General features: G+C 55.5%; 22 protein-coding genes and 1 riboswitch. Of the genes, 8 read left to right on the forward strand and 14 right to left on the reverse strand.

The window, feature by feature from the left end; translation table 11 throughout:
- Positions 1-96: 96 nt before the first annotated feature.
- From DL346_RS20700 to DL346_RS20720, 5 genes are all read right to left on the reverse strand, one after another.
- Entirely contained in the window at positions 97-1,551 is a 1,455-nt protein-coding gene (locus DL346_RS20700; RefSeq protein WP_112884278.1) for an HD-GYP domain-containing protein, read from the reverse strand.
- A 47-nt stretch (positions 1,552-1,598) separates the two neighbouring features.
- Positions 1,599-2,489, reverse strand: coding sequence for a multicopper oxidase family protein (locus tag DL346_RS20705; RefSeq protein WP_112884279.1), 891 nt, complete (start codon positions 2,487-2,489; stop codon positions 1,599-1,601).
- Positions 2,490-2,676: 187 nt separating this feature from the next.
- Positions 2,677-3,630: a DUF4097 family beta strand repeat-containing protein gene (locus DL346_RS20710; RefSeq protein ID WP_112884280.1), complete on the reverse strand. Its 954-nt coding sequence runs from the start codon at positions 3,628-3,630 to the stop codon at positions 2,677-2,679.
- Positions 3,627-4,184: an HAAS signaling domain-containing protein gene (locus tag DL346_RS20715; RefSeq protein WP_112884281.1), complete on the reverse strand. Its 558-nt coding sequence runs from the start codon at positions 4,182-4,184 to the stop codon at positions 3,627-3,629. Before DL346_RS20715 ends, DL346_RS20710 begins: the two co-directional genes overlap by 4 nt.
- A complete protein-coding gene (locus DL346_RS20720; RefSeq protein WP_112884282.1) occupies positions 4,181-4,501 on the reverse strand; it encodes a PadR family transcriptional regulator in 321 nt (106 codons plus the stop codon). Before DL346_RS20720 ends, DL346_RS20715 begins: the two co-directional genes overlap by 4 nt.
- Before the next feature lie 228 nt (positions 4,502-4,729).
- Here DL346_RS20720 and DL346_RS20725 point away from each other — a divergent pair, with 228 nt between their 5' ends.
- Complete coding sequence (locus DL346_RS20725; protein WP_112884283.1) at positions 4,730-5,611, forward strand: aldose epimerase family protein; 882 nt, start codon at positions 4,730-4,732, stop codon at positions 5,609-5,611.
- Between the two features lie 193 nt (positions 5,612-5,804).
- Here the strand turns inward: DL346_RS20725 and DL346_RS20730 are convergent, their stop codons facing one another.
- Both DL346_RS20730 and DL346_RS20735 read right to left on the reverse strand, forming a co-directional pair.
- The gene (locus DL346_RS20730; RefSeq protein WP_240633335.1) at positions 5,805-6,803 is read right to left on the reverse strand and encodes a TRM11 family SAM-dependent methyltransferase; all 999 of its coding nucleotides are present in this window, start codon (positions 6,801-6,803) and stop codon (positions 5,805-5,807) included.
- A 213-nt stretch (positions 6,804-7,016) separates the two neighbouring features.
- Positions 7,017-7,946, reverse strand: a complete 930-nt coding sequence (locus DL346_RS20735; RefSeq protein WP_112884285.1) for an ArsR/SmtB family transcription factor — start codon at positions 7,944-7,946, stop codon at positions 7,017-7,019.
- Positions 7,947-8,124: 178 nt separating this feature from the next.
- Here DL346_RS20735 and arfA point away from each other — a divergent pair, with 178 nt between their 5' ends.
- Both arfA and DL346_RS20745 read left to right on the forward strand, forming a co-directional pair.
- Positions 8,125-9,633: an arabinosylfuranosidase ArfA gene (arfA, locus tag DL346_RS20740; protein ID WP_112884286.1), complete on the forward strand. Its 1,509-nt coding sequence runs from the start codon at positions 8,125-8,127 to the stop codon at positions 9,631-9,633.
- 167 nt (positions 9,634-9,800) lie between these two features.
- Entirely contained in the window at positions 9,801-10,580 is a 780-nt protein-coding gene (locus DL346_RS20745; protein ID WP_133257549.1) for a hypothetical protein, read from the forward strand.
- A gap of 4 nt (positions 10,581-10,584) precedes the next feature.
- On the opposite strand, the gene DL346_RS20750 is transcribed toward DL346_RS20745, so the two are convergent.
- Complete coding sequence (locus DL346_RS20750) at positions 10,585-11,694, reverse strand: alpha/beta hydrolase family protein (protein WP_420849587.1); 1,110 nt, start codon at positions 11,692-11,694, stop codon at positions 10,585-10,587.
- 278 nt (positions 11,695-11,972) lie between these two features.
- On the opposite strand from DL346_RS20750, the gene DL346_RS20755 reads away from it, so the two are divergent.
- From DL346_RS20755 to DL346_RS20765, 3 genes are read left to right on the forward strand one after another with little or no spacing between them, the layout of a single operon-like run.
- Positions 11,973-13,286: a spore germination protein gene (locus DL346_RS20755; protein ID WP_112884289.1), complete on the forward strand. Its 1,314-nt coding sequence runs from the start codon at positions 11,973-11,975 to the stop codon at positions 13,284-13,286.
- A gap of 22 nt (positions 13,287-13,308) precedes the next feature.
- Positions 13,309-14,403, forward strand: coding sequence for a GerAB/ArcD/ProY family transporter (locus DL346_RS20760; RefSeq protein WP_112884290.1), 1,095 nt, complete (start codon positions 13,309-13,311; stop codon positions 14,401-14,403).
- Positions 14,403-15,467, forward strand: coding sequence for a Ger(x)C family spore germination protein (locus tag DL346_RS20765; protein ID WP_240633363.1), 1,065 nt, complete (start codon positions 14,403-14,405; stop codon positions 15,465-15,467). The genes DL346_RS20760 and DL346_RS20765 overlap by 1 nt, the downstream gene beginning before the upstream one ends.
- Before the next feature lie 52 nt (positions 15,468-15,519).
- On the opposite strand, the gene DL346_RS20770 is transcribed toward DL346_RS20765, so the two are convergent.
- The 4 genes from DL346_RS20770 to DL346_RS29570 form a co-directional block, all read right to left on the reverse strand.
- Positions 15,520-16,890, reverse strand: a complete 1,371-nt coding sequence (locus DL346_RS20770) for an MFS transporter (protein WP_112884292.1) — start codon at positions 16,888-16,890, stop codon at positions 15,520-15,522.
- 58 nt (positions 16,891-16,948) lie between these two features.
- Entirely contained in the window at positions 16,949-17,527 is a 579-nt protein-coding gene (locus DL346_RS20775; protein ID WP_112884293.1) for a TetR/AcrR family transcriptional regulator, read from the reverse strand.
- A gap of 237 nt (positions 17,528-17,764) precedes the next feature.
- On the reverse strand, positions 17,765-19,252 hold the full coding sequence (glpK, locus tag DL346_RS20780) for a glycerol kinase GlpK (protein WP_112884294.1): 1,488 nt from the start codon (positions 19,250-19,252) through the stop codon (positions 17,765-17,767).
- Between the two features lie 35 nt (positions 19,253-19,287).
- Positions 19,288-21,168, reverse strand: a complete 1,881-nt coding sequence (locus tag DL346_RS29570; RefSeq protein WP_276311574.1) for a glycerol-3-phosphate dehydrogenase/oxidase — start codon at positions 21,166-21,168, stop codon at positions 19,288-19,290.
- 137 nt (positions 21,169-21,305) lie between these two features.
- A riboswitch (ZMP/ZTP riboswitch) is annotated at positions 21,306-21,391 on the forward strand.
- Positions 21,392-21,480: 89 nt separating this feature from the next.
- On the opposite strand from DL346_RS29570, the gene DL346_RS20795 reads away from it, so the two are divergent.
- Together DL346_RS20795 and DL346_RS20800 are read left to right on the forward strand one after the other, a co-directional pair.
- Positions 21,481-22,350: a bifunctional 5,10-methylenetetrahydrofolate dehydrogenase/5,10-methenyltetrahydrofolate cyclohydrolase gene (locus tag DL346_RS20795; protein ID WP_112884295.1), complete on the forward strand. Its 870-nt coding sequence runs from the start codon at positions 21,481-21,483 to the stop codon at positions 22,348-22,350.
- Positions 22,347-22,976 carry a cyclodeaminase/cyclohydrolase family protein gene (locus tag DL346_RS20800; protein ID WP_112884296.1) on the forward strand — a complete coding sequence of 210 codons (630 nt, stop codon included), beginning with the start codon at positions 22,347-22,349 and terminating at the stop codon, positions 22,974-22,976. The genes DL346_RS20795 and DL346_RS20800 overlap by 4 nt, the downstream gene beginning before the upstream one ends.
- 742 nt (positions 22,977-23,718) lie before the next feature.
- Here the strand turns inward: DL346_RS20800 and DL346_RS20810 are convergent.
- Entirely contained in the window at positions 23,719-25,245 is a 1,527-nt protein-coding gene (locus DL346_RS20810; protein WP_240633336.1) for a sensor histidine kinase, read from the reverse strand.
- Positions 25,242-25,925: a response regulator transcription factor gene (locus DL346_RS20815; protein ID WP_112884298.1), complete on the reverse strand. Its 684-nt coding sequence runs from the start codon at positions 25,923-25,925 to the stop codon at positions 25,242-25,244. The genes DL346_RS20810 and DL346_RS20815 overlap by 4 nt, the downstream gene beginning before the upstream one ends.
- Positions 25,926-25,950 lie beyond the last annotated feature (25 nt).

The following is a 25,950-nucleotide window of genomic DNA, read 5'->3' on the forward strand; positions in this document are numbered from 1 at the left end:
TACAGTGAAACTTATTCGTTCTTTAGTTATAAAATAGGCCGTCTCCGCAAGTAGCTCGTTCTACTTGAAGGGACGGCCTATTTTTTCGTATTCCTATTACTGCGCCTCTGCCTGCTTTTGCACCAGCTTCAAGCTCCTGCTGTTCGCCGCAATCTCCTGGAAAAACTCCGCATCCGTTGAAACGACACGCAGCCACGCTTTGACGCAACCTGGATCGAAGTGGACGCCGCTTCCCTGGATGATAATCACCATAGCTTCATCATGCGACATGGCCTGCCGATAGGAGCGCGAGGACGTCAGCGCATCATAGACATCGGCAATGGCCGTTATACGGGCGAGCAGCGGGATGCTTTCCCCCTTTAGCCGGTCCGGGTATCCCGTGCCGTCCCACTTCTCGTGATGGGACCGGATGACGGACAGCTCGTCTTTGAGAAACCCCAGCCGCTTGCACATGTCATAGCCCGACAACGGGTGCTTTTCGATAATAAACCTCTCTTCCGGCGTCAGCTTCCCTTCCTTATTCAGGATCGAATCAGGCACCTTCAACTTGCCGACATCGTGCACGACGCCTCCCTGCGCGATGGCGCGCAGCTGATGTTTTGTCAGCTTGAGCTCCTCGCCCAAGCGAAGAGCATACAGCGCCACCCGATTGTTATGGCCGGCCGTATACGCATCTCGCGCTTCCGTCGCCATTATGAGCGCCTGAACGCTTGGCGTTTTGCAGGCTTCAAGCCAAGCCCGCGGGTCGGACCGAAATAGAACTTTCAGCGAATTGCTGAAGGAGCCCTGCACGAAATACTGTTTGAGGAGGCCGGCAAGCATGACGGCCATCGAGAACAACAGCAGAACATGGTACAGCCACCAGCTCAGCTTCCACTGCGTGCCCATAATGATAATGTATTGAGCGGCGATAATGAGACCGATGCTGTAGACCATCGCTTTCTGAAGCGGAAATCCGGCCGTGCGGTAAGACTGCCAGTAGCGGTACATCGTCATCAAACAGATCAGGCAAGTAACGGAAGCGGCAATCCATTTATACGGATCCATTGTCAATGGAAGCTGATCGATTAAATGGGGCTGCTGCAAGCACAATACGAATACGCCCCCCAACAGCGCGAGCCATCCCGGAATGAGCCATATCCGGAATCTGGAGAGCAGCCGAATGACGATATGATCGGTCGAGACCGATGACAGGAACAGCCAGGCGGATGTGACGAGTACGCTGAGCTGCGCCAGCACGCTCGGCAAATGTCCGGCATGGATGAGAAAGCCCGGCGTCGTCAACCCGTGAAGGACGAACATACCGGCCAGCGAGACATAAGCAAGCGACATGAACCCGACTTTAATGTTGCGCAGCCGGTGGCCGGCAAAGCCGACTGCGATCGCAGCCACAATGGCCAGTGCCGCTACGAGCGTCACGATCTGGAAGTGCCCTTCCGGAGATTGAACCGTCATATCCAAGGCGCTGGCGGAGCGCATCCCTTCGAACAATAAGATTGGCAGGATAACGCCAAGAATCGGTCCGACAGCGGATTTTTCTTTCATCTGCATGAATTAAAGCCCCTCTACTTAGATCTGCCTTCTAGGATAAAGCCGTTCTAATCGCCAACTTGAATCGTTGTAAACATGCCGCCGGCCGGCAGCGTGAAGTTATTGGAATTATGATGCGGAATATGGCAATGAAACGGCCAGCGTCCCGGATTCCAAGCATCAAACTGCACATCGCGCGTTTCTCCCGGCGCCACGAACACCGTGCTTTTGCGCAGCCTGTTCCAAGGGGGAATCTCGTTGCCGTCATATGCGGTTTCCAGCATCTGCACGCCATGCAGGTGCATGGGATGCCCTTGCATGCCCAAATTGGCCAGGCGAATCCGTATGCAGTCCCCACGCCGTACGTAAAGCGGCGACGTATTCGGGAAGCAGCGTCCGTTCATGGTAAAAAAATTAAATCCGTCCGACAGCGGATCGACGGCATAAATGCCCGGTCGCAACTCGCCTTTAGGCAAGCCTGTCAAATGAAACTCCTGCAGCATGTAGGCGAAGTCTTTGGCGGTATGCCGCTCATGGCGGTTCGTTATGATGAGCAGCCCGCCAAGCCCCATCATCTCTTGACGGATCGTTTCATAATGACTGTGATACATATGGGTACCGGGGGGATTGACGATGCGAAACCGATAATCCAATCCGTAACCCGGCTCGATCAGCGGCGAGGGTTCGAACGGCGGTACGCCGTCCATGGCGTTCGGCACATCAAGTCCGTGCCAATGCACGGTGGTCGGCTCCGGCAGCCGGTTAATGACCCGGATTTGAACCATGTCCCCGGTCTCAACGACAATGGTCGGCCCCGGGATCGAGCCGTTATATCCATAACCTTGCATAAATAGTCCCGGGAGCAGCTCCTGTTGAACCACACCGGCAACCAGCTCAAAGCATTTGACCCCATTTTCAATCCGATAGGGCAGCAGCGGCAAATCCGGCGATTCTACCATGAGCATCTCCCCCTGTTCATAAACAACGAAGTTTATGCGAGGATTCGCTATTCTATGAGTTCTTCTTAATAGGTAAATTTTCCTTCTTTCAACATATCGGTTTATCTGCACGTAAAATGTAGTTCCCTAGCCGCAAAATAAAAGAGCCCCGCCTGCTCTTTAAGCAAACGGAGCCCTATGGTCCGAATTATCTGGCGCCGACCGTCAAATCGCCCGAGCCTGTATGAATATGCAGCTGGGTTGCACCGCTTCCGAAGGTCAGGACATCGCGGTCATCCCCATCCGTCATGCGCTCTCCTCCATCCCACTCGTTATCCAGGCTTCCGGAGCCGGAGCTGTACGTCATGCGCGCCGATGACGGCTGCTCCTCGGTCAGAATCGACACGTCGCCGCTGCCGGTCTCCAGCTCGGCGGCATGCTCCAGCGTTTTCTGAGCGAGCTCGATATCGCCGCTGTTCGTTTCGATTTTCAGCTCCGCTGCCGTATCAGCCAGCTCGACGTCGCCGCTGCCGACATCGACCGTCAACAGCTTTGCTTTCAAGCCATCCACAGTAATGTCGCCCGAGTTGGCATCCGCTTTAATTTGATCGTCGGCGGATACATCCGTAAAGCCGAGATTGCCGCTGCCGACCGAGACCTCGATTGATTGCGCCTGCAGCTGAGCGAGCTTCATATCGCCCGAACCGGTCTTCATCGTTATGCGATCCGTGAGAATCTGCGAGAATTCGACATCGCCGCTTCCCGCATCCAGCGTCAGCTTGCGGTACTGCTGCTGCGGCAGCTCCAGTCGCAAATCCAGATTGCGGATGTTGATGCCGATCGTGAACCCGACCTCGTCCTGCACCGTTACGCGCAGCACCTTGCCTTCCGTTTGAAGCTGAAGCTTCAGCTTATCGCGGTATCTCTTGCTCGCCCGGCCCGTCAGCTCCGCCTTCACTTGATCACCGGTGCCAGGAACGACCGTAAGGTCCATGCTGCCGACGTCCAGCGCAATCTCTTCAATGCCGCCCCCAGGTACCGACTGCTCCTGCGCGACCTTCTCCGCTCCGAAAGAGAATGCCCCGTCTCCCCTGAACGTGCCGAACGCGCCGATTAATCCAATGAAGAGTAGTATAAGTGCAACTATGATCCAGTTTCTCATCCTTTTTTCACCCTCATCACTCTGGAATTGAATTTCAAATAGCGCAATGTCATTTTCGCAACGGCCCGCGTCAGCCAGTGCGCGCCGGCACCGATCAGCATGCCCAGCGCGATCAGCACCATCGCGAGAAACGCGCCTTGCAGCATCGTGATGCCGCCGCCATACAAGCCTTCATAAATCGCCATGACAGACGATAGCCCGACTCCGACGGCGGTCGCCCATAATGCAAGCAGTACGCCAAGAAGCGCGATATAAGGCCCAAGCACGAATACGAGATTGAAGAAGCCCAGGCTGACTGCTGCGAGCACCGCACGGGAGACCAGCGTGATGCTGCCGCTCTTGTTCTCGGCCTGGCCGACGCGGTAGTTCAGCAGCAGTTCTTTCGCGATCAGCCTGGGATCGCCCAGCTCATGAGCAGCTTCCGCCTCCGATCGCCCATGCTCGGCCGCCATGCGGAAATGTTCCTCATAGTCGTACATCCACTCTCTGCGCAGATGCTCCGGCACAGGCGACAGCAGCTCCCACAGCTGCCCTAAATATTGCTCTCTGATCATCGTTCGACACCTTCCTTAATCAGTTCGTCTACGGCGACGGAGAAGGTCCGCCATTCGCGGACGAGCTCCATCAGATGCGTATGCCCTTTAGGCGTCAGCTTGTAATACTTGCGCGGCGGCCCTTCAGAAGACTCCTTCAGATAGGTCGAAAAATAACCCTCCTGCGTCAGCCGGCTCAACAACGGATATACGCTGCCGACAGCGACCTCGAACTTGGAGGACATCGTCACTGCCAGTTCGTAGCCGTACCTGTCCTCCCACGCGGTCAATGCAAGCACGCACAAATCGAGCACGCCTTTCTTAAACTGCACATTCATAAGTCAGCGCTCCTATACCATATCGTTAGGTATTCATTATTGCTTAATAGCTGGTCAAAAAAAATAGCTCTTCGGCTATAGTATATCGCTCACTATTCATTTATGCAATATAGTGTTTTCGAAAATAGGCGGACTTATACGTTGGCGTCTAAAATCGCTTTAGTACACTGCCGCAATATGGTATGCTAGTTCGCATAGTTTGACATTTTTTTCGGGGAGGCCTCCTTCATGAGTGCTAATCGCTATGAAGTAAAGCAATCTGTAGATACGTACACGCTGTACACGTTGAGGGATTCGGTTACGAATTCCTCCGTCACGATTTGCCCTGAGCGCGGCGCCATCGCAACGAGCTGCGTGATTGGCGGCGAGGAGCTGTTTTATCTCGATCGGGCGACGTTCCTCGACCCGGAGGCGAATATCCGCGGCGGCAACCCCATCCTGTTCCCGATTTGCGGCCAGCTGCCGGGCGGGGAGTATGAGTGGGAGGGCACGGCATACCGGATGCGCAATCACGGCGTTGCCCGCAACCGTGCATGGGAGGTCGTTTCCTACGCGGCCGATGCCGGTGAAGCAGCATTGACGGTGCGCCTGTGCAGCAGCGAGGATACGCGCGCCGAGTTTCCGTGGGATTTTGAGCTGCTGTTTACCTATGCGCTCGTTGACGGAGCCTTGCAGATTCGCCAGACTTACCGCAACCTGTCGAATTCGGCGATGCCGATCTACGCGGGTTTCCACCCGTATTTCCGTTCCGAATCGAAGGATTTGAAGTACGGGACGGATGCGACCCGCTACTTGGATTACAATGACAACGAAGTGAAAGCCATGGACGGTGCCGTGCCGCTAAGCGGTTTGAAGGAGTCCGTTGCCCTGCTGGATGCGAAAGCGCGCTACATTTCGTTCCCGGGCCCAGGTGGCCGCGGAACGGTCACGATGTCCTATAGCGATGCGTTCAAGTATGTGGTGCTGTGGCAGGTGAGCGGCTCTCCGTTCGTCTGCATTGAGCCGTGGATGGCGCTGACGGGCGAGCTCGTCCGCAAGGAGGAGCTGCCGCTGCTGGAGGGCGGCTCGCACCTGGAGCTGTCGCTAACGATCGGGTATTCGAGGGAGTAGCGTCCACATAGAAGGGCCGGTCATTCTTGAATGACCGGCCCTTCTTACACTCTTTAACTAATATCCAACCCTGTGCGGTAACCGTTACCTCTCTCGGCCACGATTCCGCTTGTTTCGCGCACATGTACGGTAACCGTTACCTCTCTCGGCCTCGATTCCGCTGCTTTCGCGCACATGTGCGGTAACTGTTGCCTCACATGCTTCTCTGGATCTGGTAGCAGGCGATGATCTGACGCTCGAATCGGCCCTTGCGGACGACGCAGCGGTCGGCGATGGCGAAGCCTGCCTCGGCGATATCATCGTCGATCAACTCCGTCGTGACGAGGATGACACGCTCGGCCAGCCGGCCGGCGCTGCGCAGCATCGCAAGACGCTCTGCCGATGGCAGCTTCGAGCACAAATTGTAGGGCAGATCGATAATCGCTGCATCGAAGGGTCGCGGGTCTCCTGCCGCTGCCGCAGACTGATTCTGCGGCGCGACGACACCTCCCGGCGGTCCGGCGAACATTGCCGGATCGAGCTTCGTCATGTCCCTCAGCTTGACGACATCCGGCATGCCGAAGCGAGCGAGATTGATGCGGGCTCCTTTCAAGGCGAGCGGATTGATATCAAAGCCGACGATTGAGATGCCCATCGAAAGCGCCTCGATCAACACCGTTCCAATGCCGCAGCAAGGGTCGATAATCCGCAAATCGGTCGTCGGCGCGGCAATATTGACAACCGCCCGGGCGACGCGCGTGCTTAGCGCGGTCGAATACGGCTGAGGCTTATCGTTATGCTTCAGCCACACCGCCTCGCTCTGCTCGTACTCCCCGAACAGAAAGCGACCGCCGGCAAAGGCTGCGCCAAGCCAAATGTCGGGCCGACGCATCTCCGCCTTCCCCACGATCCGCCAGCCAATCTCCCTCTCGATCGCACGCTGGCGATCAAAGTCGAATCCCCCCTTGACGCCATTGCTATCGCTTGCGTCCTCCCCAGAACTCACGCGTCCTCCAACGAACGTGACCTTGAACGTCCGCCCCTCCAGCCGGACCGCATCCGCAGCCTGCTCGGCAATGCCTGCGGGATCGTTCGCTTCGAGCCGAATCGTGAGCTTCCCCCGTATAAAAGGACTACGACTTGGATCAATATTTTTATCCGTGATCACACAGCCGTTAATTGGATTCTCACCGAATAGCGAGCGCATCTCCATCCTACATAGGTCCATCTCGTCCTCATGACAAGCGACAGAATAATAGAAACCTCGCACAGACGATTCCCCAAACACCGACAAATCTTCTACCTTTTTTTGCACATTCTCACCCTAACATGTTTTGCTAATCTCTGCTAAAAGCCGACGTAAGGCGGCACCGGGGCAGCATCAAAGCTGCTGACCGCAGACACCGGAGGCGACGCTGCTATAGCATCAAAGCTGCTGACCTGAAGAGACCATCGCCGTGCTGCGGTAGGTTCGGAAAATGATGGACTGATTATAGTTGCCGAAGCCTTCTCCGTAGATGGTCAGCCCCCCAACATGCTCGGCATCCTCCGGCACCGCGAGCCGGAGCAGCCAATCGTTGCGCGTCATGACGATATCCTGCAGTTTCACGTCCGATAGCCGCTGCCCGTCCAGGAAGGTGCCGTTGTTTGTAATCCGGATGACCTTAAGCCAGCCATATTGGTTGACGGTCCACCAAGCCGGCGTCAGCCTGCCGCGCCCCTCGCCGGAATCGCCGGGACTTGTCCAAACGCCGAGCAGCTTGTCATTTAAGTAAAAATGAATATCCGAAGGCCAGTCCGCGCGAACGCCGGGCGCCTCCGAGCCGATTTCAAGCGAAATTTCGATTTCCTCAAGCGTCTGGCCCTGCAGCACGTAATTTGGAATCCGGTACTCCACGTACCCTTTGCCGAACCATAAAATTTGCGCATGCATCCGCTCCGGCTCGATAAAATACCTCGGATCGTCATACTGGCCGATCATATGCTCCACGGTGGCGAGCCCGCAGGTCGGATAGATCTCGAAGCCGGTATAATGGCCCACCGGAATCGAAACCTCCTGAAATTCCCGCTTTGGTTCCGCAGTTTGCGGGATCGCAATCTCGACGTGGCCGGCAGCCAGCGAGCAGATCTTATGCGTGCCCCCTCCCCGCCGGACGAGCTTCGTTTCAATCAGCCCGCCAGCCTCGAGCTTCCTTGCATGCATCGTCACGATGGCGCTGCTCAGCCCGAGTGAGGCAGCCAGTTCTTTAATATTCATGGACTGTACCGCCAGCAGCTCCAAAATATGCAACCGCACCTCGCTCGCAAGCGCCTCATAGAGCGGCAGCCATTTGCGGTCCAAATTAGCCTTGATCATTCCACACGGTTCCTTTCAGAGTGCATTAATTAACAAATATATTAATTCAAAACTTGCAAAAAGAAAAGCTTGCGCATCCGGCTCAGGATGCGGTTTAATTAGCGAGAAAGGAATCGTTTACTCATTAATCAGTTAATATTTTTATTAACCCAAATATAATGATGAGGTGAAGCATCGCATGGCTATGAAAGCAAAAATGATTGTGGAAAAGGATTTTACGGTCGGCGAAGTCGATAAGCGGATTTACGGTTCTTTTATCGAGCATCTGGGACGCGCCGTGTATGGCGGAATCTACGAGCCCGGACATCCGAGCGCCGATGAGCAGGGCTTTCGCGGCGACGTGCTGGAGCTGATCAAAGGCATCGATGTGCCGATCGTCCGTTACCCGGGAGGCAACTTCGTATCCGGCTACAATTGGGAGGACGGCGTCGGACCCGTTGAACTGCGTCCGAAACGGCTCGAGCTCGCATGGCGTACGATCGAACCGAATCTATTCGGCTTGAACGAGTTCGTCGATTGGTGCCGCAAGGCGAACACGGCTCCCATGATGGCCGTCAATCTCGGCACAAGGGGACCGAACGAGGCGCGGCAGCTTGTCGAATATGCCAACCATCCGTCCGGCACGCAATTAAGCGATCTCCGCATTGCGCACGGCTACAAGCAGCCGCATCAAATCAAGACCTGGTGTCTCGGCAATGAAATGGACGGACCATGGCAAATCGGCGCCAAAACCGCGTCCGAGTATGGACGGATCGCCGCCGAAAGCGCGAAGGTGATGAAGTGGGTCGACCCGTCCATCGAGCTCGTTGCCTGCGGCAGCTCGAACCTCACCATGGCTACGTTTCCGGAATGGGAGCGCACCGTGCTTGACCTTTGCTACAACGAAGTCGATTATATTTCCCTGCACCAGTATTACGGCAACCGCGACAAGGATACCGCCAATTTCCTCGCCCAATCGATGGGCATGGATGCTTTTATCAATACGGTTATTTCCACTTGCGACTATGTGCAAGCGACTAAACGGAGCAAGAAGCGGATCAACCTGTCCTTCGACGAATGGAACGTGTGGTACCACTCCAACGAGGCCGATTCGCGAATCGAACCGTGGTCCGTCGCGCCGCCGCAGCTGGAGGATGTCTATAACCACGAGGATGCGCTGCTTGTGGGCAGCATGCTGATAAGCATCCTGAAGCGGGCCGACCGGGTCAAAATGGCCTGCCTCGCGCAGCTCGTCAACGTCATCGCCCCTATTATGACGGCAAACGGCGGCGGCGCATGGAAGCAAACGATTTACTACCCTTACATGCACGCAAGTATTTTCGGACGCGGAACGGTGCTCGTCCCGCTTATTTCATCGCCGAAATACGATGCCAAAGATTACACCGACGTCCCCTATCTCGATTCGGTTGCCGTGCACAATGCTGAGGCGGGCGAAGTAACGGTGTTCGCGGTCAACCGCCACTTAAGCGAAGCGCTGCCGCTCGAAATCGACCTGCGCAGCTTCGGCGGCTTCCGCGTCCTGGAGCATATCGTGCTGGAGTGCGACGATTTGAAAGCAGCCAATACGCAAGACGCACCGGACCGTGTAGCCCCTCATTCGAAGGGCGCCTCCGTTATCGACGGCAATACCGTTCAAGCTTCTTTGGGCAAAGCCTCCTGGAATGTCATCCGGCTCAAGCTCGCCTAGCACGAGGAAAAAAAAGACCTGCTTCGAGGGTCGGAGCGCAGAAATGCGCGCCGCCCGCGGCGGGTCTTTTTTCATATACGGATTATGCAGTACCGGAAGGAATTGGCGTGGAATCGACGAATACATTCCTAGGTGTTCCCAATAACTGGATGAATGGAGTTGTTCATTTGGAGCTCAATTCACTCCCCCGGACACGGTTTAACGCCAAAAGACCAGGTTCTCTTGTCGGTACCATAACAGCAGTGCTTGAACATCTTCATTCGCTTTATGAAAGGATTGGCGAAAATTACACCGCATCCAATCCGAATGGAAGATGCCCCGTTTGCAATGGAACCGGAACCGTCATCGGCGATATCGATCCCGGCTGCATGATCGCACCTGAACTGTCGCTTAAACATGGAGCCGTTCTTCTATGGTCGGGCACGGTTTGCAGACCTGTATCGAAGATCAAAGCGTTAGCCAACATGATCGGGATCGACTTTGATAGACCGCTTAGCGAGCAGGATGATCGGTTTCCCGATATTTTGCTCTACGGCTACGATAAGGAACCTGTTTCCTATGTTCACAAAGGCAAGCCATTTGAAGGGTTTTACCGCGGCTGCGTGTTCGATTTACAGGATATGCGCGATGCAGAGACGACCAGCAAAGGAAACCTGAGGGCCATCGCTTTTTTCTCGCGACGGGTAAAATGCTTTCGCTGCAGCGGAAACGGACCGAACCTTGAGCGCTTTGCCGCAACGGTAAACGGCCGATCCCTTCTTGAAGCTTGGCGGCTGCCGGTATCGGAATTACTGCTATTTGTATGCCATTTGCCTGCTTCGCCAGACAACGATACAGATGAAATCGTAGCCGAGATTGAAGCTTGCTTGATTTATCTAAACAAAATTGGTCTCAAGACACTGCCTTCCATCGAAGATAAGTTCCGCTTCCCCGCGAATGCAGGTTGAATGATTACAAGCGACCATTTGCAAAACCTAAGATATACATCCAATCCACTTTGGTCAAATCATGCTGTCCCGCCCGGACATGATAGCCACAGCGTTCGGTATGCAGCGGCGAATCGAGCTGCGGGAACGGCTCCGCGGCCACGCCGTCAGCACCAAACAACCGGTAGACGGGTTCGGCCAGTTGAAGGGATAAATACTCCGAGACCGGGTCAGCCCATTCATCCTCGGCGGCACTCGATACATACAGCAGCCTTGGCGCAATAAGCGCGAGCAGCAAGTGCTGGTCGACCGGAAGCTCGTCTTCCTTATGGTTGTACCGCTTGTAGTTCTCAGAGAACCAGTGCGGGAACGCCTTGTTGATTTGATGAACCCGCTCCCCCGCTTTTCCCCGCGAAACCGCCGCGCCGGTGCAGCCCGATTCGTTGCTGACGACCATAGCGATGCGTTCGTCGAGCGCGCCGGCCCAGAGCGCGGTTTTGCCCCCGCGAGAGTGACCGATAACGGCGATCCGAGCCGGATCGACATCGGGGTCCGTCTCCAGATAGTCCATTGCCCGGCTTAGCCCCCAAGCCCATGCCGCGATCGTTCCCCAAGCGTCCGCGGCGCGCGGCCGATCCTGCGGATCGAAGATGCCGTGCACCCCATTGCGGAAGCCGTCATGCTCGTCGGGGTCTATGTCCTCCGCGGCAATCATCGTCGCGGCATAGCCGCTTGCCAGGATTTGCTCTACCGGCCAGAAAGGCGATGAAGGCGAATCCCCTTCCGGCACCGCCGACAGCCTGCCATGATCGAAGAGCAGAAAGGCCGGGTATCGCTTCTTCCCCGCGGCGGCATCGGCAGGAACATACAAGGTCAGGCGAATGCGGCCCTGCCCGCCGTTTTCGCCAGAGAAGTCGATATGGATGCTTTTGCGGATGGCTTTTCCATCTAAGCATCCGGCTTGCGACGCTGCCGTGAACGTCATCGTTTCCGGCCGCTGCAACGGCTGCCTACCGTATACATGCTCGGCAAACAACTCCAGCAGCTCGGGTCTGCGCAGCTCCTCCCATTGTTGTGCCGAGTCAATTTCGAGTCCGTTCTGACCAACGAGAAGCTGGGGTAGGATTCGTTCCACATTCATGCCTCCTTTGACATTTGTGCATGTCGATATACATTCGCCTTCTTGAGGCAATATCCTTTCCAACCCTTCCCATCTGTTACCTCTCTTGGGCTCACTTTCGACGCTTTGCCGCGCATGTGCGGTAACTGTTACCTCTCTTGTCTCAATTTCGCCGCTTTGCCGCACATGTGCGGATCACGAAGGCTGCCGAACCATCTGCCGGCAGCCTTCGCTAGTTGTGTATTGAATATTTTCTATCGGCTGGGAAAAAAATACTTTCGTGAGGTGCGCCGATGGGAACATATGTCGACACGATAAAAAGCAAATGCAGAACCCAGCACGATTTAAAAATCGAACAGTTGCGGGTTGGATCGATAACCATGTGGATGGTCGGCTACGAATCCATCGTGAACTGGGAGGAAACCATCGCATATATTTCGAATTGCGGCCTAACCACGGAAGCTGCCTATGAAGATATCTATGTTCACTTATTAGGACAAGAGTGGGTTCCGGAAGCTTTGGATGTGCTGCTGCAGGGGAAAGTCGTCTTAATCGACTCCGATGCTGATCGGGCTTTCAGCTTTCAAGGTAAGCCCAAAACGCTGGAAAGAGCGATCGATAAAGCGGAAAACGAGACCATGCCTTTTTCATCGGCGTTGGTCTTCATGGAGCCGTTAACCACGAACATCGGGATCCTTCGCAAAACGATTCATTCGCCTTACTTAGAAGTTGAAGGATATCAATTCAAAGGGATCGGAACGAGAGAAGCCTCTTTAGTGTATTTGTCGGAATGCGTGGATAAAGATTTGTTGGAAGCTGTCAGGCATGCTTTGAAAAAGGCTGCCGGACAAGATCTCCGGAACGGACAAGACCTGATCCGTTTTTTCGGCTATAACCGGTATCATTTAGTGTCGCCTTATCATAAAACGGAAATTCCCGGACAGGCAGTCGCGTCCATGATGAATGGCAGAGTCGTTCTATTGATCGACGGCGAGCCTACAGCGTATGTTCTCCCTTTGCTATTCTCGGATTTTATTGCCTTGGATTGGGATCGACAGCTTCCTCTGTTCGTTATGACCGCGCTGCGTTCTTTGCGCTTGCTTAGCATTCTAATCGCTCTGATGACGCCGGGGCTATATGTGGCGCTGGTTTCCGTTAATCCGGAGACCTTGCGAATTGAGCTCGCCCTCTCCATTGCCTCCAGCCGGATCGGTATTCCTCTTCCTACTTTTTTAGAGATGCTGCTGCTTCTGATTATTAGCGAAATCATCATCGAAGCGACGCAGCGTTTACCGAAAAGCATAGCTGCGGCGAATACGTTGATCGGAGGCATTGTTCTCGGCCAAGCCATCGTTGATGCAAAGCTGGTCAGCAGCTTGGTCATTATCGTGTTAGCGTCCTCGATTACAGCCAATTTTGCGTTTCCGCATTATTTGAATACGCTAGTGGTTCGGATTCTAAGGACGGGCATTATTTTGCTGTCAGGCATATTCGGCATTTTCGGCTTATTTGCCTCGTTTATCGGAGTCTGTTATTACGCTTGCAGCTTGCAGCGATTCGGTGTTCCGTTTATGAACGTTCTCTCTCCCAAGAAGCTGGGTCAATGACGCCAAGAAAGAAGTGTCGCAAATGATCAATCGATGGGTTGCCGTTATGACTGCTCCTATATTCTTTATTGCGGCACATTGCAGCATCCTCTTTGCCGCTTATTCGCGATCGATGCTTCATGCTACCGAATATGGCCATTGGGAGCCTGTATTCTTCAATATCCTGATCGAACTAGCGCTGCTGTTGCTGCTGCTTCTAGGCCTGCGCAAAGCCGGCAGCAAGGATTATGCGGATTTATTTCTGCCTCTCGGCAAGTGGATCAGCACGGCGCTGCTAGTGCCTCTTGTCGCATTTCTTATGCTGATTCCGGTTTTGGCTATTCGGTTCTTTGCCGAACTGATGATTATCGTGTTCATCGCGAGTTCGCCCATTCATGCCATATTGGCGTTTCTGTGTCTGCTTATGCTATATGGAGCCTCGATTGGTCCACAGGGCATCATGCGGGCCAGCACGTTGTTGACGCTCATCAACTTTCCCATTCTATTATTCGCCATTGGCGCATGCATCCCGAATGCCACTTTCGTCAAAGTATTTCCGCTCGTAAATGCGAGCATGGATTTTTTGGCGGAAGGGAAATTGTTCATTACCTTGTTTTCCATCTGCCCTTTTTTGCTTCTGGGCATGCTGCCTCCCATATGCAAGGTTAAAATTCTGCCCATCTTGCTGAGTCTGGGCGTCATTGCATTGCTGTACGTGATCATCGTTTATATTCCCATCTCGATTTATGGATTGAACGCAGCGAAACTCATGTACTTCCCTTTGATGACCAGCTTTGATTCCGTTAATATTTCCTGGACCATTTTTGATCGCATTTCGTTATTTTACGCCGTTGCGCTGCTTGCTTTTGTGATGACCATTTCTACCTTTACGCTATATTCGTCAGCGCTCATGGTTCATAAAATGATACCGGTTTGGCGAGAGAAATACATCAGGTACGGTCTTTGCCTGATTGTCTATATCCTCAGCCTCGTCATTCCAAGCTGGAACAGGTATATTGAAATATTTACGGCGGATACTTGGTTTCGCCTGGCGATTTACATCGTGGTTCCGATTGCTGTCTTTTTGCGGGGAGGGTTTATAGAAAGACAAGAGAGAAAGCGAGTTTTGTCAAAATGATGCGCCTGTCACGTACCCTGCTCCTATTGTTCGCTTGTGTGATCATTTTACCGGGCTGTTGGAACATCAAGGATGTCAACCATCGCGTGCTTCCCATCGTCATGGGCATTTCCTATGGTAAGGTCAAGAAATATCGGATTCATGTGCAAATTCCTCTTCCCGTTTCCCGCAAGCTGATTTCCAAGGTGTACTATAGAGAAGCGGACACGATCAGCAAGGCACTGAACGAAATCGACTCCGACATCGAAGCCGGCATCGACTTTATGCACCTTCAATTGGTTTTGTTCGACCGCAAGGTTGCCGAAGAAGGCATTCGCGAGGAAATGGCCTATATGATTCGAAGCCAGCATATGCCGACGAAGGCGCTTGTAGCGATCACATCAGAGGATATGGAACAAATTCTGGAGCATACGGGCGAATCCATCCAAACGGACGGAAGCGCACTATTGGATTTTTTCAATAAAAACGCGGGCTGGAGCCCCGAAATTAATCTGGCTTATCTTTGGGAAACGTTCGGCGCCATTCATTCGGATACGCAAGATATCACCATCCCGATCCTGCATTCCGGCAAAACGACCATGCTTGAGTTCCTAGGCTCAGGCGTCATGTCGAAGGAAAGGATGATGGGGGACATAACGAGGGAACAATCGCTGCTCGTCAACTTATTCTATGAGCTGTTTCAAGGCTCCGTCGTTCAAGTGATCCGTCAAGCAAGCGTGGCGATCGTCGATTGCGACAATCATATCCGTACCTTTTGGCGAGACCAACGCCCTGTTCTGCGGATGCATATGGACATTTCGCTGCATCTTATCGAGAATAACGGAGGTTTAAACGAGCAGCAAATAGAGGCAGCGTTTTCTGAGGATATGGCGAAGAAATATAAACAGTTATTCAAGCAGCTTCAATCCTATCCATCAGATGCCCTTGGGACGGGCGACCATTTCAGAAATAAGCTGGCATTCGATAAACTGAAGCTTTGGCGCGAAACTTATTATCCCCAGCTTGTAACGGAAATCGCCGTAAGCAGCCGCATTACGAATACAGGGGATATATCGGGAAATTAACTAGTCTATGCAGCGAAAGAGAGCTGGCCCTCGGCCAACTCCCCGGTATTCATCAATGGTTTACGGCTATCGCCCTGCCTGCCGTATATCGGCGGTATATAAATGCGCTCACGATGGAAATAAGCGCAACAACAGCCAATCCCCAAATCAAATTATCGAACGCACGAACCGGCGGCAATGCACGCTGCCATACAAGCGCGCTGCCGGAGAGCGCGACCCCAAACGCTCCGCTGAAAAACTGAAGCAGCTGGAAAAGCCCCATCCCAGAACCGACTCGTTCTTTCGGAAGCAAGCGCGATAGCTCGTTGGAGACGGCGCTGGTAATCGCACCGAAGCTGACGCTTAACATCATATAGACAACCACGATGGCATAAAAAGAATTTGTCGCCATCAAGGCCATCAATATGACTGAGAGTAAGAGCAGCCAAGGCACGATTCGGATCAGATCTTGGTTGCCATAGCGGTCGATAATGCGCCCGACACGAGTAGATACGATCATTGCAAGCAGCGCGCCGGGGAACAAAACTAGCCCTGAAGCGCCTGGAGCCAAACCATAGATGCGGGACAACAGCTGAGGGGCAATGAACAAGAATGAGAAGCTGACCATGTAAGCCCCGATACCGATGGCCATTAGTGCCAGGTATGGCTTGTCGCGGAATAGTTCCGGCAGTACGAAAGGATTCGCCGCAGTACGGATCCGGTAAACGAACAGCACCAGGACGAGCAGGCCGACCAGCAGCGCCGCCAAGTTTTTGGATGTGAGGAAGAGCAGCAATCCCGTCGTCCCAATGCCAAGCAGTATGGCTCCAATGAAATCAAACGTTCCGCTGGACGATACCTCGTTGGGAAGCATACGAAGGAAGACCGGTATAAGGAATAGGGTGAGGCCGGTTATGACGAACAAAGAATGCCAGCCCAGATACTGTACCGCAAAACCGCCGATGACTGGACCGAGTCCCAGACCTAAGGCGCTGGCAGACAGCATGATCGACATCGCTTTGCCTCGGCGGGACAATGGGATATAACGAGTGAGGAGGACGATGCCAAGCGACGGAATCGCTCCTGCCCCCGAAGCTTGAATCAGTCTCGCGCCAAGCAAAACTCCGAATCCTTCGCTGAACAAACCGATTACGGAACCAATGCCGAGCGACAGCAGAGCCGCAGTAAAAAGCGATCGGATTGAAATATAATCGGACAGTCTGCTGTACGTAATCGATGAAATGGCAAAAACGATCGAATAGCCCGTCACGATCCATGACGTCGTCGAAGGACTTATTGCGAATTGAGCAGCGACTTTAGGAAGCGCCAAGTTGAACATCATCGTATTCATGATGACCAGAATGATGGTAAAGCCCAGAATACTGGTTACAGGTTTCTCTTTGATTGCGGCCGTCGTATCGGGCAACGAAAATGGTTGATTCATAATGCCGTCATTCCTCCAATTCATTTGAGAACGATCGTTCTAGAATGATGAAAAAAATTTAGTTCTTCTTCAGTACGGACATCGTTGTTTCAATAATGCTCCTTAGCCTTTCTTTGTCGTCTGTTGTCTTCACCATAACCCGCAGCCCTATGAAGGCATTATTGAAATAACGCGACAGTTGTTCCGCATCGAGTGTCTTGTCGAGTTCCCCTGAATGCTGGCCTTTTTTTATCAACTCACAAATGAACTGCTCGGTACCGGTCATGCGTTGATTGACCCATTCCTTGCACTCCGGATCATTTAGCGCCAACTCGACTGCCGTATTGACCAGCAAGCAGCCTTTGGGGGTTGCTTCGTTCATCGGCCGCAAGGCCGTTTCTAACAGCAGCCTTATTGCTTCCGCTGCAGAAAGGTTGTCGACGGGAATTCGTTTATCCTCCATCATCTTGCTGTAGCGTTGCAATGCCTTGATGTACAAAGAATGCTTATCTCCGAATGTATCATACAGGCTTCGCTTGTGAACCCCCATGTGTTCGACCAGGTTCGCCATTGATGTTTTCTCATAGCCTTGTTCCCAGAATAACCGCATGGCCTTGAGCAATACGGCATCTTCATCGAATTCCTTGCTTCTGGCCACGTCTTACCCCTCCTTTCGATTGCAAGCTTATCATATTGAGAACGATCGGTAAAGAACGAATTTGAGGAAGCGGATACTGCTGCGTTTATTTTGCGCGATTACTTTCGAATTTACACGGCGTCCCGTTCGCACATCAAAAAAAAGCACGTTATACGCGCTAGAAACGTTCGTCGGCTATAGGATAGGCCGGAGCTTGGACAGCAGAACCGGACTCACTCGCCCGATTCTGCTTCTAAGCTATAGCTGGTAGCCAACCGCCTTTTGCCAGCCGGCGTACACTTGATTTCGCCATGCCTCGTCCGACGCCGGCTCGAATGTTCGGTCCAGCGCCCATAGTCCGCGCAGCTCGTCGATGCCGCTCCAGAAGCCGACGCCTAGTCCGGCCAAATACGCGGCCCCGAGCGCCGTCGTCTCCAGCATGACCGGCCGGATGACGGATACGCCAAGCAGGTCGGCCTGGAACTGCATCAACAGGCCGTTCGCGACCGCGCCGCCGTCGACCCGCAGCTCCCGCAGCGGCAGTCCGGACTCCTCGGTCATCGTATTCAGCACGTCGGCGGTCTGGTATGCGATGGACTCCAGCGCCGCGCGCACCAGATGCGCCGAAGTCGTTCCGCGCGTCAGGCCGGTGATCATGCCGCGCGCCTCCGCGTTCCAATACGGCGTGCCAAGCCCGGTGAAGGCCGGCACGAAATAGACGCCGAGCGTATCGGCCACCGAGGCCGCGAGCGCTTCGGTATCCGACGCGTGCGCAATCAGACCGAGCCCGTCGCGCAGCCACTGTACGACGGAGCCTGCGGTGAATACGCTGCCCTCAAGCGCGTAGGTGGTACGGCCGTTCAGCTGCCATGCAATCGTCGTAAGCAAGCCTTTCGACGAGGCAACCGGCGAATCGCCGGTATTTTTGAGCAGGAAGCAGCCTGTACCGTAGGTGTTCTTGGCTGCGCCTTCATCGAAGCAGCACTGCCCGAACAACGCCGCCTGCTGATCGCCGGCGACACCCGCGATCGGAATGCCAGGGCCATCAGCTGCGCCGCCAAGTAAGCGAGTATAGCCGAAGATGCCGCTCGACGGTTTCACCTCCGGCAGCATCGCCGCGGGAATGCCGAGTTTAGCCAGGATATCGGCATCCCATTCCAGCGTATGAATGTTAAATAGCATTGTACGCGACGCATTCGAGACATCCGTGGCATGGATCGCCCCATCCGTCAGCTTCCAGATGAGCCAGCAGTCGATCGTACCGGCCAACACCCTGCCTTGCTCCGCTTGCTCGCGAAGCCCCGGTACTTCATCGAGCAGCCACTTGAGCTTCGTGCCGGAAAAGTACGGATCGAGCACCAGACCCGTCCGGGCGCGAACCTCGTCCTCCCAGCCTTCCGCCCGCAGCGACTCGCATAACGCGCTCGTCCGGCGGCACTGCCAGACGATCGCCGGGTGAAGAGGCTCGCCCGTCTGCCGGTCCCACACCACAAGCGTCTCCCGCTGGTTGGTGATGCCGATCGCGCGGATTTGCTCCACCGCTACGCCGGAAGCGGCATCGCGCATCGCCTGAAGCTGCGTTCGCCATATTTCTTCCGCATCCTGCTCGACCCATCCCGCCTGCGGGAAAACGGAGGCGAACTCCTGCTGCGCCGAGGCAATCCCGCACCCCCGCTCGTCAAACAGAATCGCCCGGCAAGAGGTTGTTCCCTCGTCCAATGCCAATATATAGTGCTCCATCGTCATCTTCGCTCCTCGTTATCAAGCCTCAATACCGGCAATTATTCTTGCGTTCGATCCGGAAATTCCGTCGCCGCCTTCAACTCCGTCTCCACGCGCGCCAACTCCGCCCTATACTGCGTCTCGCTCCAGCAGAATCGCTGCCCCATCAGGCGAAGCACAGGCTGCACGAGCGCTTCCGCCTGCCTGCGGTCAAAAAGGATCATACTCGTCCGCCGCAGCAGAAAGTCGACCGCGCTGCACGTCATCTCCTCTTCGATGGCGTAGTCCAACTCGGCCCGCAGCGCGCGTTCGGATGCCTCGCCGCAGTCTCCGCGCACGATTGCCGCGGAAACCGCTGCCGAAGCGGCGGCAGGCCCGAGCGACACCGTAATGCGGCCGCTTGCCGATCTGGCCGCAGACGGCATATGCGCAGCTCGGGATTGGGCCTGCTCCGCCGCCGATGCGGCCGCCGGTGCCGGAGCAGGCGCTGGCGCGGGACCTGCAGCCCCGGCCGCGACGCCCGACTCCCCGCTCTCGCCAACCCGCAGCGCGGCATACCGCGTCATGATATGCGCCGCGTTGCTGCCGTACCTCGTGACCCAAGCGATCAGCAATTCCTCCCGCACGCCGAGCTTCGCTCCTTGGCTAAGCAGCTCCTGCCGCAGCTCGTCGAACGAGCCGAAGCCGCCGGCGTCACCCCCGGAGAGCGTTTCTTCGCCTGTCGTGCAGCGGCCAAACTTCCGGCCGGTCCCTTGGCCGATCTCGCCGGCCACGAGATCGACGACCTTCTCGGCCATTTTGCGGAAGCCCGTCAGCTTGCCGCCGGCGATTGTAATGAGCCCCTTTTCCGAAATGAACAGCTCATCCTTGCGGGAAATTTCCGAAGGGTTCTTTCCCTCTTCGTGAATGAGCGGCCGAACTCCTGCCCAGCACGACTCCACATCCGTTTCCTCAAGCTTCGCCGACGGGAAAGCGGAATTGGCCGCACGCAGCAAATAATCGCGGTCCGCGCGCGTGGCCAAGACGGCTCCGGGATGATCATGATAGAACGTATCGGTTGTCCCGATGTACGTTTTGCCGTCCCGCGGAATAATGAAGATCATCCTGCCATCCGGAACATCGATATACACGGCCTGCCGCACCGGCAGCCGCGCATAATCGACGACCAGATGCACGCCTTTCGTCAGCATGAGCCGTTTGCCCGCCACCTCGCCATCCAACCGGCGGACATGATCGACCCACGGGCCGGCCGCATTGACGATCTTGCGCGCATACACATCATAGCGCTTGCCGCTGCGCACATCCGAGATACGAGCTCCGCACACAACGCCGTCACGGTATAGCATTTCCTCCACCTTCGCGTAATTGACGATTTCCGCGCCGTGCCGATGCGCCGTCTTCATCACCTCAAGCGTCAGCCGGGCATCGTCCGTCCGGTACTCGTAATAATAGCCCGATCCGCGCAGCCCCTCGCGCTTAAGCAGCGGCTCCAGCTCCTCCGTCCGTTCACGGCGGTACATCCGCCGCCGTTCCGCGCGCTTCACTCTCGCGAGCCGGTCATAGATATACAATCCAATGGCGGAAGCCAAGTAGCCGTAAGTGCCGCCCTTATAGACCGGCATCAGCATCGGCATCGGCGTCACGACATGCGGCGCATGCTTATGCAGGAGCGCCCGCTCGCGTCCCACTTCCGCCACCAGCTTCACCTCGCCCTGCTTCAAATACCGCAGCCCGCCGTGCACCAGTTTCGTCGAACGGCTGCTCGTACCCTGCGCGAAGTCGCCCATTTCCACAAGACCTGTCCGAAGGCCGCGCCGCGAGGCATCCCATGCGATGCCCGCGCCGGTAATGCCGCCTCCGATAATGAGCACATCGAGCAGCTCCGATGACATCCGCTCCAAACACGCTAACCGGCGCTCCGCCGAAAAAGATTCGTTCACGCTGTCGTTTCCTCCTTCAACCCTGCTCCGATTTCCGGCTCCAGAAAACTTTATATTATCAGTATATACAGCGCAGGGAATCCATTCCATATAGATATGGAACTTCTCCGTCAACTTATGCTACACTCTTAGAAAATAACGCTGCATGCGACTGGCGAAATCAGTGGAAGCGACCACGAGGGAGCATGCGGACCGGAATACACCGTTCGCCTGGGGAAAGTATTCGCGGTTGGCCGTGTCCTGTGACACGCCTGCTTGCGGATGCTTTTTCTTTTATTCCGATGATTACACGGACGAAGGAGAAGATGAACCATGGCTATGCTGCTGAAAGGAAAGGATGCGGCGGAACACGTTTATGCGGATATCCGCACCCGAGTGGAGGAATGGAAGAAGAATGGAAAACAGCCTGCTCTGGCGACACTACTAGTCGAGGGCGACCCAGCGTCCGCCTATTACGCTCGTTCCAAACAGAAGGTCGCGGAGAAGCTCGGAGTTGCCTTCCGGCTTCGCTCCTTCCCCTCTACCGTTACGGAAGAGGAGCTTTTGAAGGTCATTGAGGAGCTAAACGCGGATGAGGGGGTTCACGGGATCATGCTGGAGCTGCCACTGCCGCGCCATCTAACGGCAGCAGCGATCGAGGCCGCTATTGCGCCTGCCAAAGATATCGACGGCGTCACGCCCGCGAACAAGCTGGCCGTCTTCACAGGCAGCGGCAAAGGGCTTCACCCCGCAACGCCTCAAGCTTGCATCGCACTGCTGAAGCATTACGGCTATGCGCTCGAGGGACGGAACGTCACTTTGGTCGGCCGGGGCCAGACCGTCGGGCTTCCTCTCTTCCATCTGCTGCAACGGGAGCAGGCAACCGTTACGGTCTGTCATTCGCGGACGCCTGACATTGCCTCGCAATTAGAGAGGGCGGACATCGCGATCGTCGCCGTCGGCAAACCGAATACCATAACGGCCAAAATGGTTCATCGCGCCTTAACCGTCGTCGATGCGGGCATCAACGAGCTTGCGGACGGCTCGATTTGCGGCGATGCCGCGGCCGATCTAAGCGAAGCGGTTTCCGCTTTCTCGCCGGTGCCCGGCGGTGTCGGCACGCTGACGACCGCCATGCTTTTCCGCAACCTGATGAAAGCAATGGATCTTCAAGCCGAGCAAAAAGGAGCCGTGAAACCATGACCCAAGTGACCTGGGACGATACGATACGCCGATTTCTGCAGCAGGCAGCCAGCTCCAATCCAACGCCGGGCGGCGGAAGCGCAGCCGCGGTTGTCGCGGCGCTTGGCACGGCCATGACGGCAATGGCCGCCCACCTCACCCAAGGCGATAAATTCGCTGATGTCCGGCCGGAAATAATAGCGGCCTTGCATGCGCTGGAGCCTTTGACGCAGGAGTGCGAAGCGCTGCTCGCGGCCGACATCAAAGCGTTCGACGGATACATGCATGCGTTGAAGCTGCCCAAAGAAACTGCGGACGAGCAAGCTTCGCGCCGAGACGCCATCCATGGTGCAGCCATTGCAGCTATTGAAGTGCCGCTCCGGCTCATGGAAGTTTGCCGGGCTGGGCTGCAAGCTACGCACGGCATCGCCGCGTGCACGAATCCGCATGTCATTTCCGATCTCGGTATCGGAGCCTTGCTGCTGGAGGCGGCCGGACAGTCCGCGCTGCTGACCGTCGACATTAACTTGGCCGGATTAAAGGATGCTGCGAAGAAGGAGCAGTTTGCCGCCAGACGCACCGCTTTGATCGCCGAAATTATACAGCTCAAAGAACGGACACTCGCTGTCGTTCGTGACAGCATCTAAAAACAATTGCAGAGGCAAAAAAGCGGAGCGGCTCCCCCCCCTCAATGGGGTCTAGAGGCTCCTCTCCGCCGTGGCCCTTTTCGCGCCCTGTGTAGGTAGCGCTCCGAGAGCGCTACTTTTCCATCATAGTGCCATTTTCACGCCGATGTAGCGCTATAGAGGCACTTCTTCACCACAATTGTTCCTTATTCACGTCGATGTAGCGCTCTGGAGACACCTTCTTCCCCTGTCTGAAAGAGGCGAAAGTAGCCCCAAGTGAGGTAACAGTTACCGCACATAGGTGAGAAAAAGGCGGAAGCAGCCCCAAGTGAGGTAACAGTTACCGCACATAGGTGGGAAAGAGGCGAAAGTAGCCCCAAGTGAGGTAACAGTTACCGCACATGAACGGGAAAGAGGCGAAAGTAGCCCCAAGAGAGGTCCTTCCACGGATGATGTAGCGCTCTGGAGACACTTCTTTCCACCAATATTTCCTTCCATCGCCGATGTAGTGCTCCGAGAGCGCTTCTTTTCCATCATAGTGCCCTTTTCGCACCAATGTAGCGCTCTGGAGACACATCTTTCCGCCAATAATTCCTTCCACCGCTGATGTAGCGCTCCTAGAGCGCTTCTTTTCCATCATAGTGCCCTTTTCACGCCGATGTAGCGCCCTGGAGGCGCTTCTTCCCCACCAATTTCACCCTTTCCGCACTAATGTAGCGCTCTACGAGCGCTCCTCTCCGCCTGTGCTGCTCGTGGCCCCACTTTAAGCCGCGCCTTGAACGCGCACGCAGAACCGCACGCCTTCAGGCGTATTGGCGATGCTGTATTCGGCGCCATGCGCGTCGAGCACCTTGCTTACGATATAGAGGCCCAGGCCGCTGCCGCCGGTCGAGCGGCTGCGCGACTGCTCGGCCCGGTAGAACGGCTCGAACAGCCGCGGCAGCTTCGTCTCGTCCACCTGCACGCCGGTATTGAGCACCTCAAGCCGGTACCACGGACGTAACGGCTCGCGCTTCTCGTCCGCGGCCTCCTCCAGCAATCGGACGACAACCCGCTCCGCGTCGCCGGAATATTGGACGGCATTCGTGATAATGTTCGCCACGGCCTTGGACATGAGCCGCTCGTCGGCCGTGATCATCGCTTCCTCCGGGAGCTCGCACTCCAGCCGCATCCGCTTCACATCCGCGAGATAGCTCATGTGGCCCATCGACTCACGAACCAGCTCCGCCAAATCGACCGTTCTCATAAGCGGCAGGAAATCCCGGCTTTCCAGCTTCGACAGCTCCAAGATCTCGTGCACCAGCTTATCCATCTCCCGCATAATCGTGTAGGATTGCCGCAGGTACTTATCCCTGTCGCGATACGACCCGACATTCGCGATCATCGCCTCCAGCTGGCCGCTGACCGCGGTGATCGGCGTCTTCAGCTCGTGCGAGATCGTCGCCACGAACTCTCGCCGCTTCGCTTCCTGCTCGCGCTCGCGCTCGATATCGCTCTTCAGCTGATCGTTGGCTTCCTGCAGCTCGCCCATCGTCTGCTGCAGGTTCACCGCCAATCGGCTGAGGCTCAGCGACAGCTCGCCGAGCTCGTCTTTTGTAGTCAGCGCCGGCTTCGACACCGAGAAATCAAGCTTCGCCAACCGCCGCGCAACCTTGTTCAGCGACAAGAGCGGCTTCGCCATTAAGCGGGAATAGATGAACGCGCCGCCGACGGCGGTCAGCAGGATCGGTATCAGCATGTAGGGCAGAAACAGCAAAATTACGCCGGCCGCTTCCCCGATCGGCTGCAGCGGAGCATCCACCGAAAGCGTGTACGTCTCGTCGCCGCTTTCCGCAAACCGGATCTGCTTCTCGACGCTGAGCATATGCATCATCGGGCCTTTGCCGCCATCCCCGTCGCCGATCGGCCCGTCCGTACGGCCTTCCAATAGCCGCCCCGCTTCCATCTGCCTGCGGATGCCGAGGTATGTGGCGTTGCGCGACAGCCAATTGTTCATGCCCCGGAAATTCGGCGGAATGTAGTAGCCTTGTCCCTCTTTGTCGCGGATGACGATGGCTGCGTTATGCTCCTGCCCGAACTGCGCCATAAGCGGGATGGCTGTCTCCGCGCTTTGCCCGTCAATCGCCTGAACAAGCTCGCTGACCCCGCTTTCCAACCGGGCTTGCTTGATATTCTTATAATAGCCGGGCAGCATGAAGTAGAGCGTCAAATACATGAGCAGCGCGGAGACGACAAGCAGCGCCGCCGTGACGAGAAAGAGTTTGAACCGGATCCCTTTGCGCCGGATCATCCTTCCACCATCGCCAGCTCAGACTCCAGCGAATAGCCGACTCCTTTTACCGTGCGGATGACGGATATGCCGAGCTTCTTGCGAATGTTCTTGATATGGGCGTCAACGATGCGCGAATCGCCGTAGTAATCATAGCCCCAGACCTTGTCGAGCAGCATGTCTCTTGTCATGATCCGGCCCGCATTATGTACAAGCGTGTGCAGGATATCGAATTCCTTTGTCGTGGTGTCGATGAGCTTGCCATCGACAAAGATTTTGTAAGCATGGGCATCCAGCCGCAGCCTGCCGTCAAATAACTGTTCCCCGGACTGCGCGCTGCGCGTTCGCCGAAGGACGGCTTCCACCCGCTTCATCAACACATGGAAGGAGAACGGCTTGGTGATGTAATCGTCGGCCTTCTCCTCGAATGCGCGCAGCTGATCCTTCTCCTCCCCAAGCGCCGTCAGCACGATGACCGGCGTCTCATATCGCTCCCGGATGCGGCGGCAAATGTCGTACCCGTGCATGGACGGCAGCATCAGGTCCAGAATGACCAGATTATACGCGCCCTCTTGGAACTTGGTCCAGCCCTCAATCCCGTCGCTGGCTACGTCCACTTCGTAGTGCTGATCCCGCAGAAATTCTGCGATCAGCTGTTGAATATATGCATCGTCCTCGATAACCAGTATTGCGGATGGCATCGCGGTTTTCCCCCATTCAGCGTTT

Source organism: Paenibacillus montanisoli, assembly GCF_003268025.1.
Classification (GTDB): Bacteria; Bacillota; Bacilli; order Paenibacillales; family Paenibacillaceae; genus Paenibacillus_Z; species Paenibacillus_Z montanisoli.

Coding starts and splice junctions, on each gene's coding strand:
- DL346_RS20770 (WP_112884292.1), bottom strand. CDS start 16,890: ATGAATCAACCATTTTCGTTGCCCGATACGACGGCCGCAATCAAAGAG.
- DL346_RS20730 (WP_240633335.1), bottom strand. CDS start 6,803: ATGGAGATGCGCTCGCTATTCGGTGAGAATCCAATTAACGGCTGTGTG.
- DL346_RS20815 (WP_112884298.1), bottom strand. CDS start 25,925: ATGCCATCCGCAATACTGGTTATCGAGGACGATGCATATATTCAACAG.
- arfA (WP_112884286.1), top strand. CDS start 8,125: ATGGCTATGAAAGCAAAAATGATTGTGGAAAAGGATTTTACGGTCGGC.
- DL346_RS20735 (WP_112884285.1), bottom strand. CDS start 7,946: ATGATCAAGGCTAATTTGGACCGCAAATGGCTGCCGCTCTATGAGGCG.
- DL346_RS20795 (WP_112884295.1), top strand. CDS start 21,481: ATGGCTATGCTGCTGAAAGGAAAGGATGCGGCGGAACACGTTTATGCG.
- DL346_RS20765 (WP_240633363.1), top strand. CDS start 14,403: ATGCGCCTGTCACGTACCCTGCTCCTATTGTTCGCTTGTGTGATCATT.
- DL346_RS20705 (WP_112884279.1), bottom strand. CDS start 2,489: ATGGTAGAATCGCCGGATTTGCCGCTGCTGCCCTATCGGATTGAAAAT.
- glpK (WP_112884294.1), bottom strand. CDS start 19,252: ATGACGATGGAGCACTATATATTGGCATTGGACGAGGGAACAACCTCT.
- DL346_RS20725 (WP_112884283.1), top strand. CDS start 4,730: ATGAGTGCTAATCGCTATGAAGTAAAGCAATCTGTAGATACGTACACG.
- DL346_RS20810 (WP_240633336.1), bottom strand. CDS start 25,245: ATGATCCGGCGCAAAGGGATCCGGTTCAAACTCTTTCTCGTCACGGCG.
- DL346_RS20760 (WP_112884290.1), top strand. CDS start 13,309: ATGATCAATCGATGGGTTGCCGTTATGACTGCTCCTATATTCTTTATT.
- DL346_RS20710 (WP_112884280.1), bottom strand. CDS start 3,630: ATGAGAAACTGGATCATAGTTGCACTTATACTACTCTTCATTGGATTA.
- DL346_RS20800 (WP_112884296.1), top strand. CDS start 22,347: ATGACCCAAGTGACCTGGGACGATACGATACGCCGATTTCTGCAGCAG.
- DL346_RS20755 (WP_112884289.1), top strand. CDS start 11,973: ATGGGAACATATGTCGACACGATAAAAAGCAAATGCAGAACCCAGCAC.
- DL346_RS20700 (WP_112884278.1), bottom strand. CDS start 1,551: ATGCAGATGAAAGAAAAATCCGCTGTCGGACCGATTCTTGGCGTTATC.
- DL346_RS20720 (WP_112884282.1), bottom strand. CDS start 4,501: ATGAATGTGCAGTTTAAGAAAGGCGTGCTCGATTTGTGCGTGCTTGCA.
- DL346_RS20715 (WP_112884281.1), bottom strand. CDS start 4,184: ATGATCAGAGAGCAATATTTAGGGCAGCTGTGGGAGCTGCTGTCGCCT.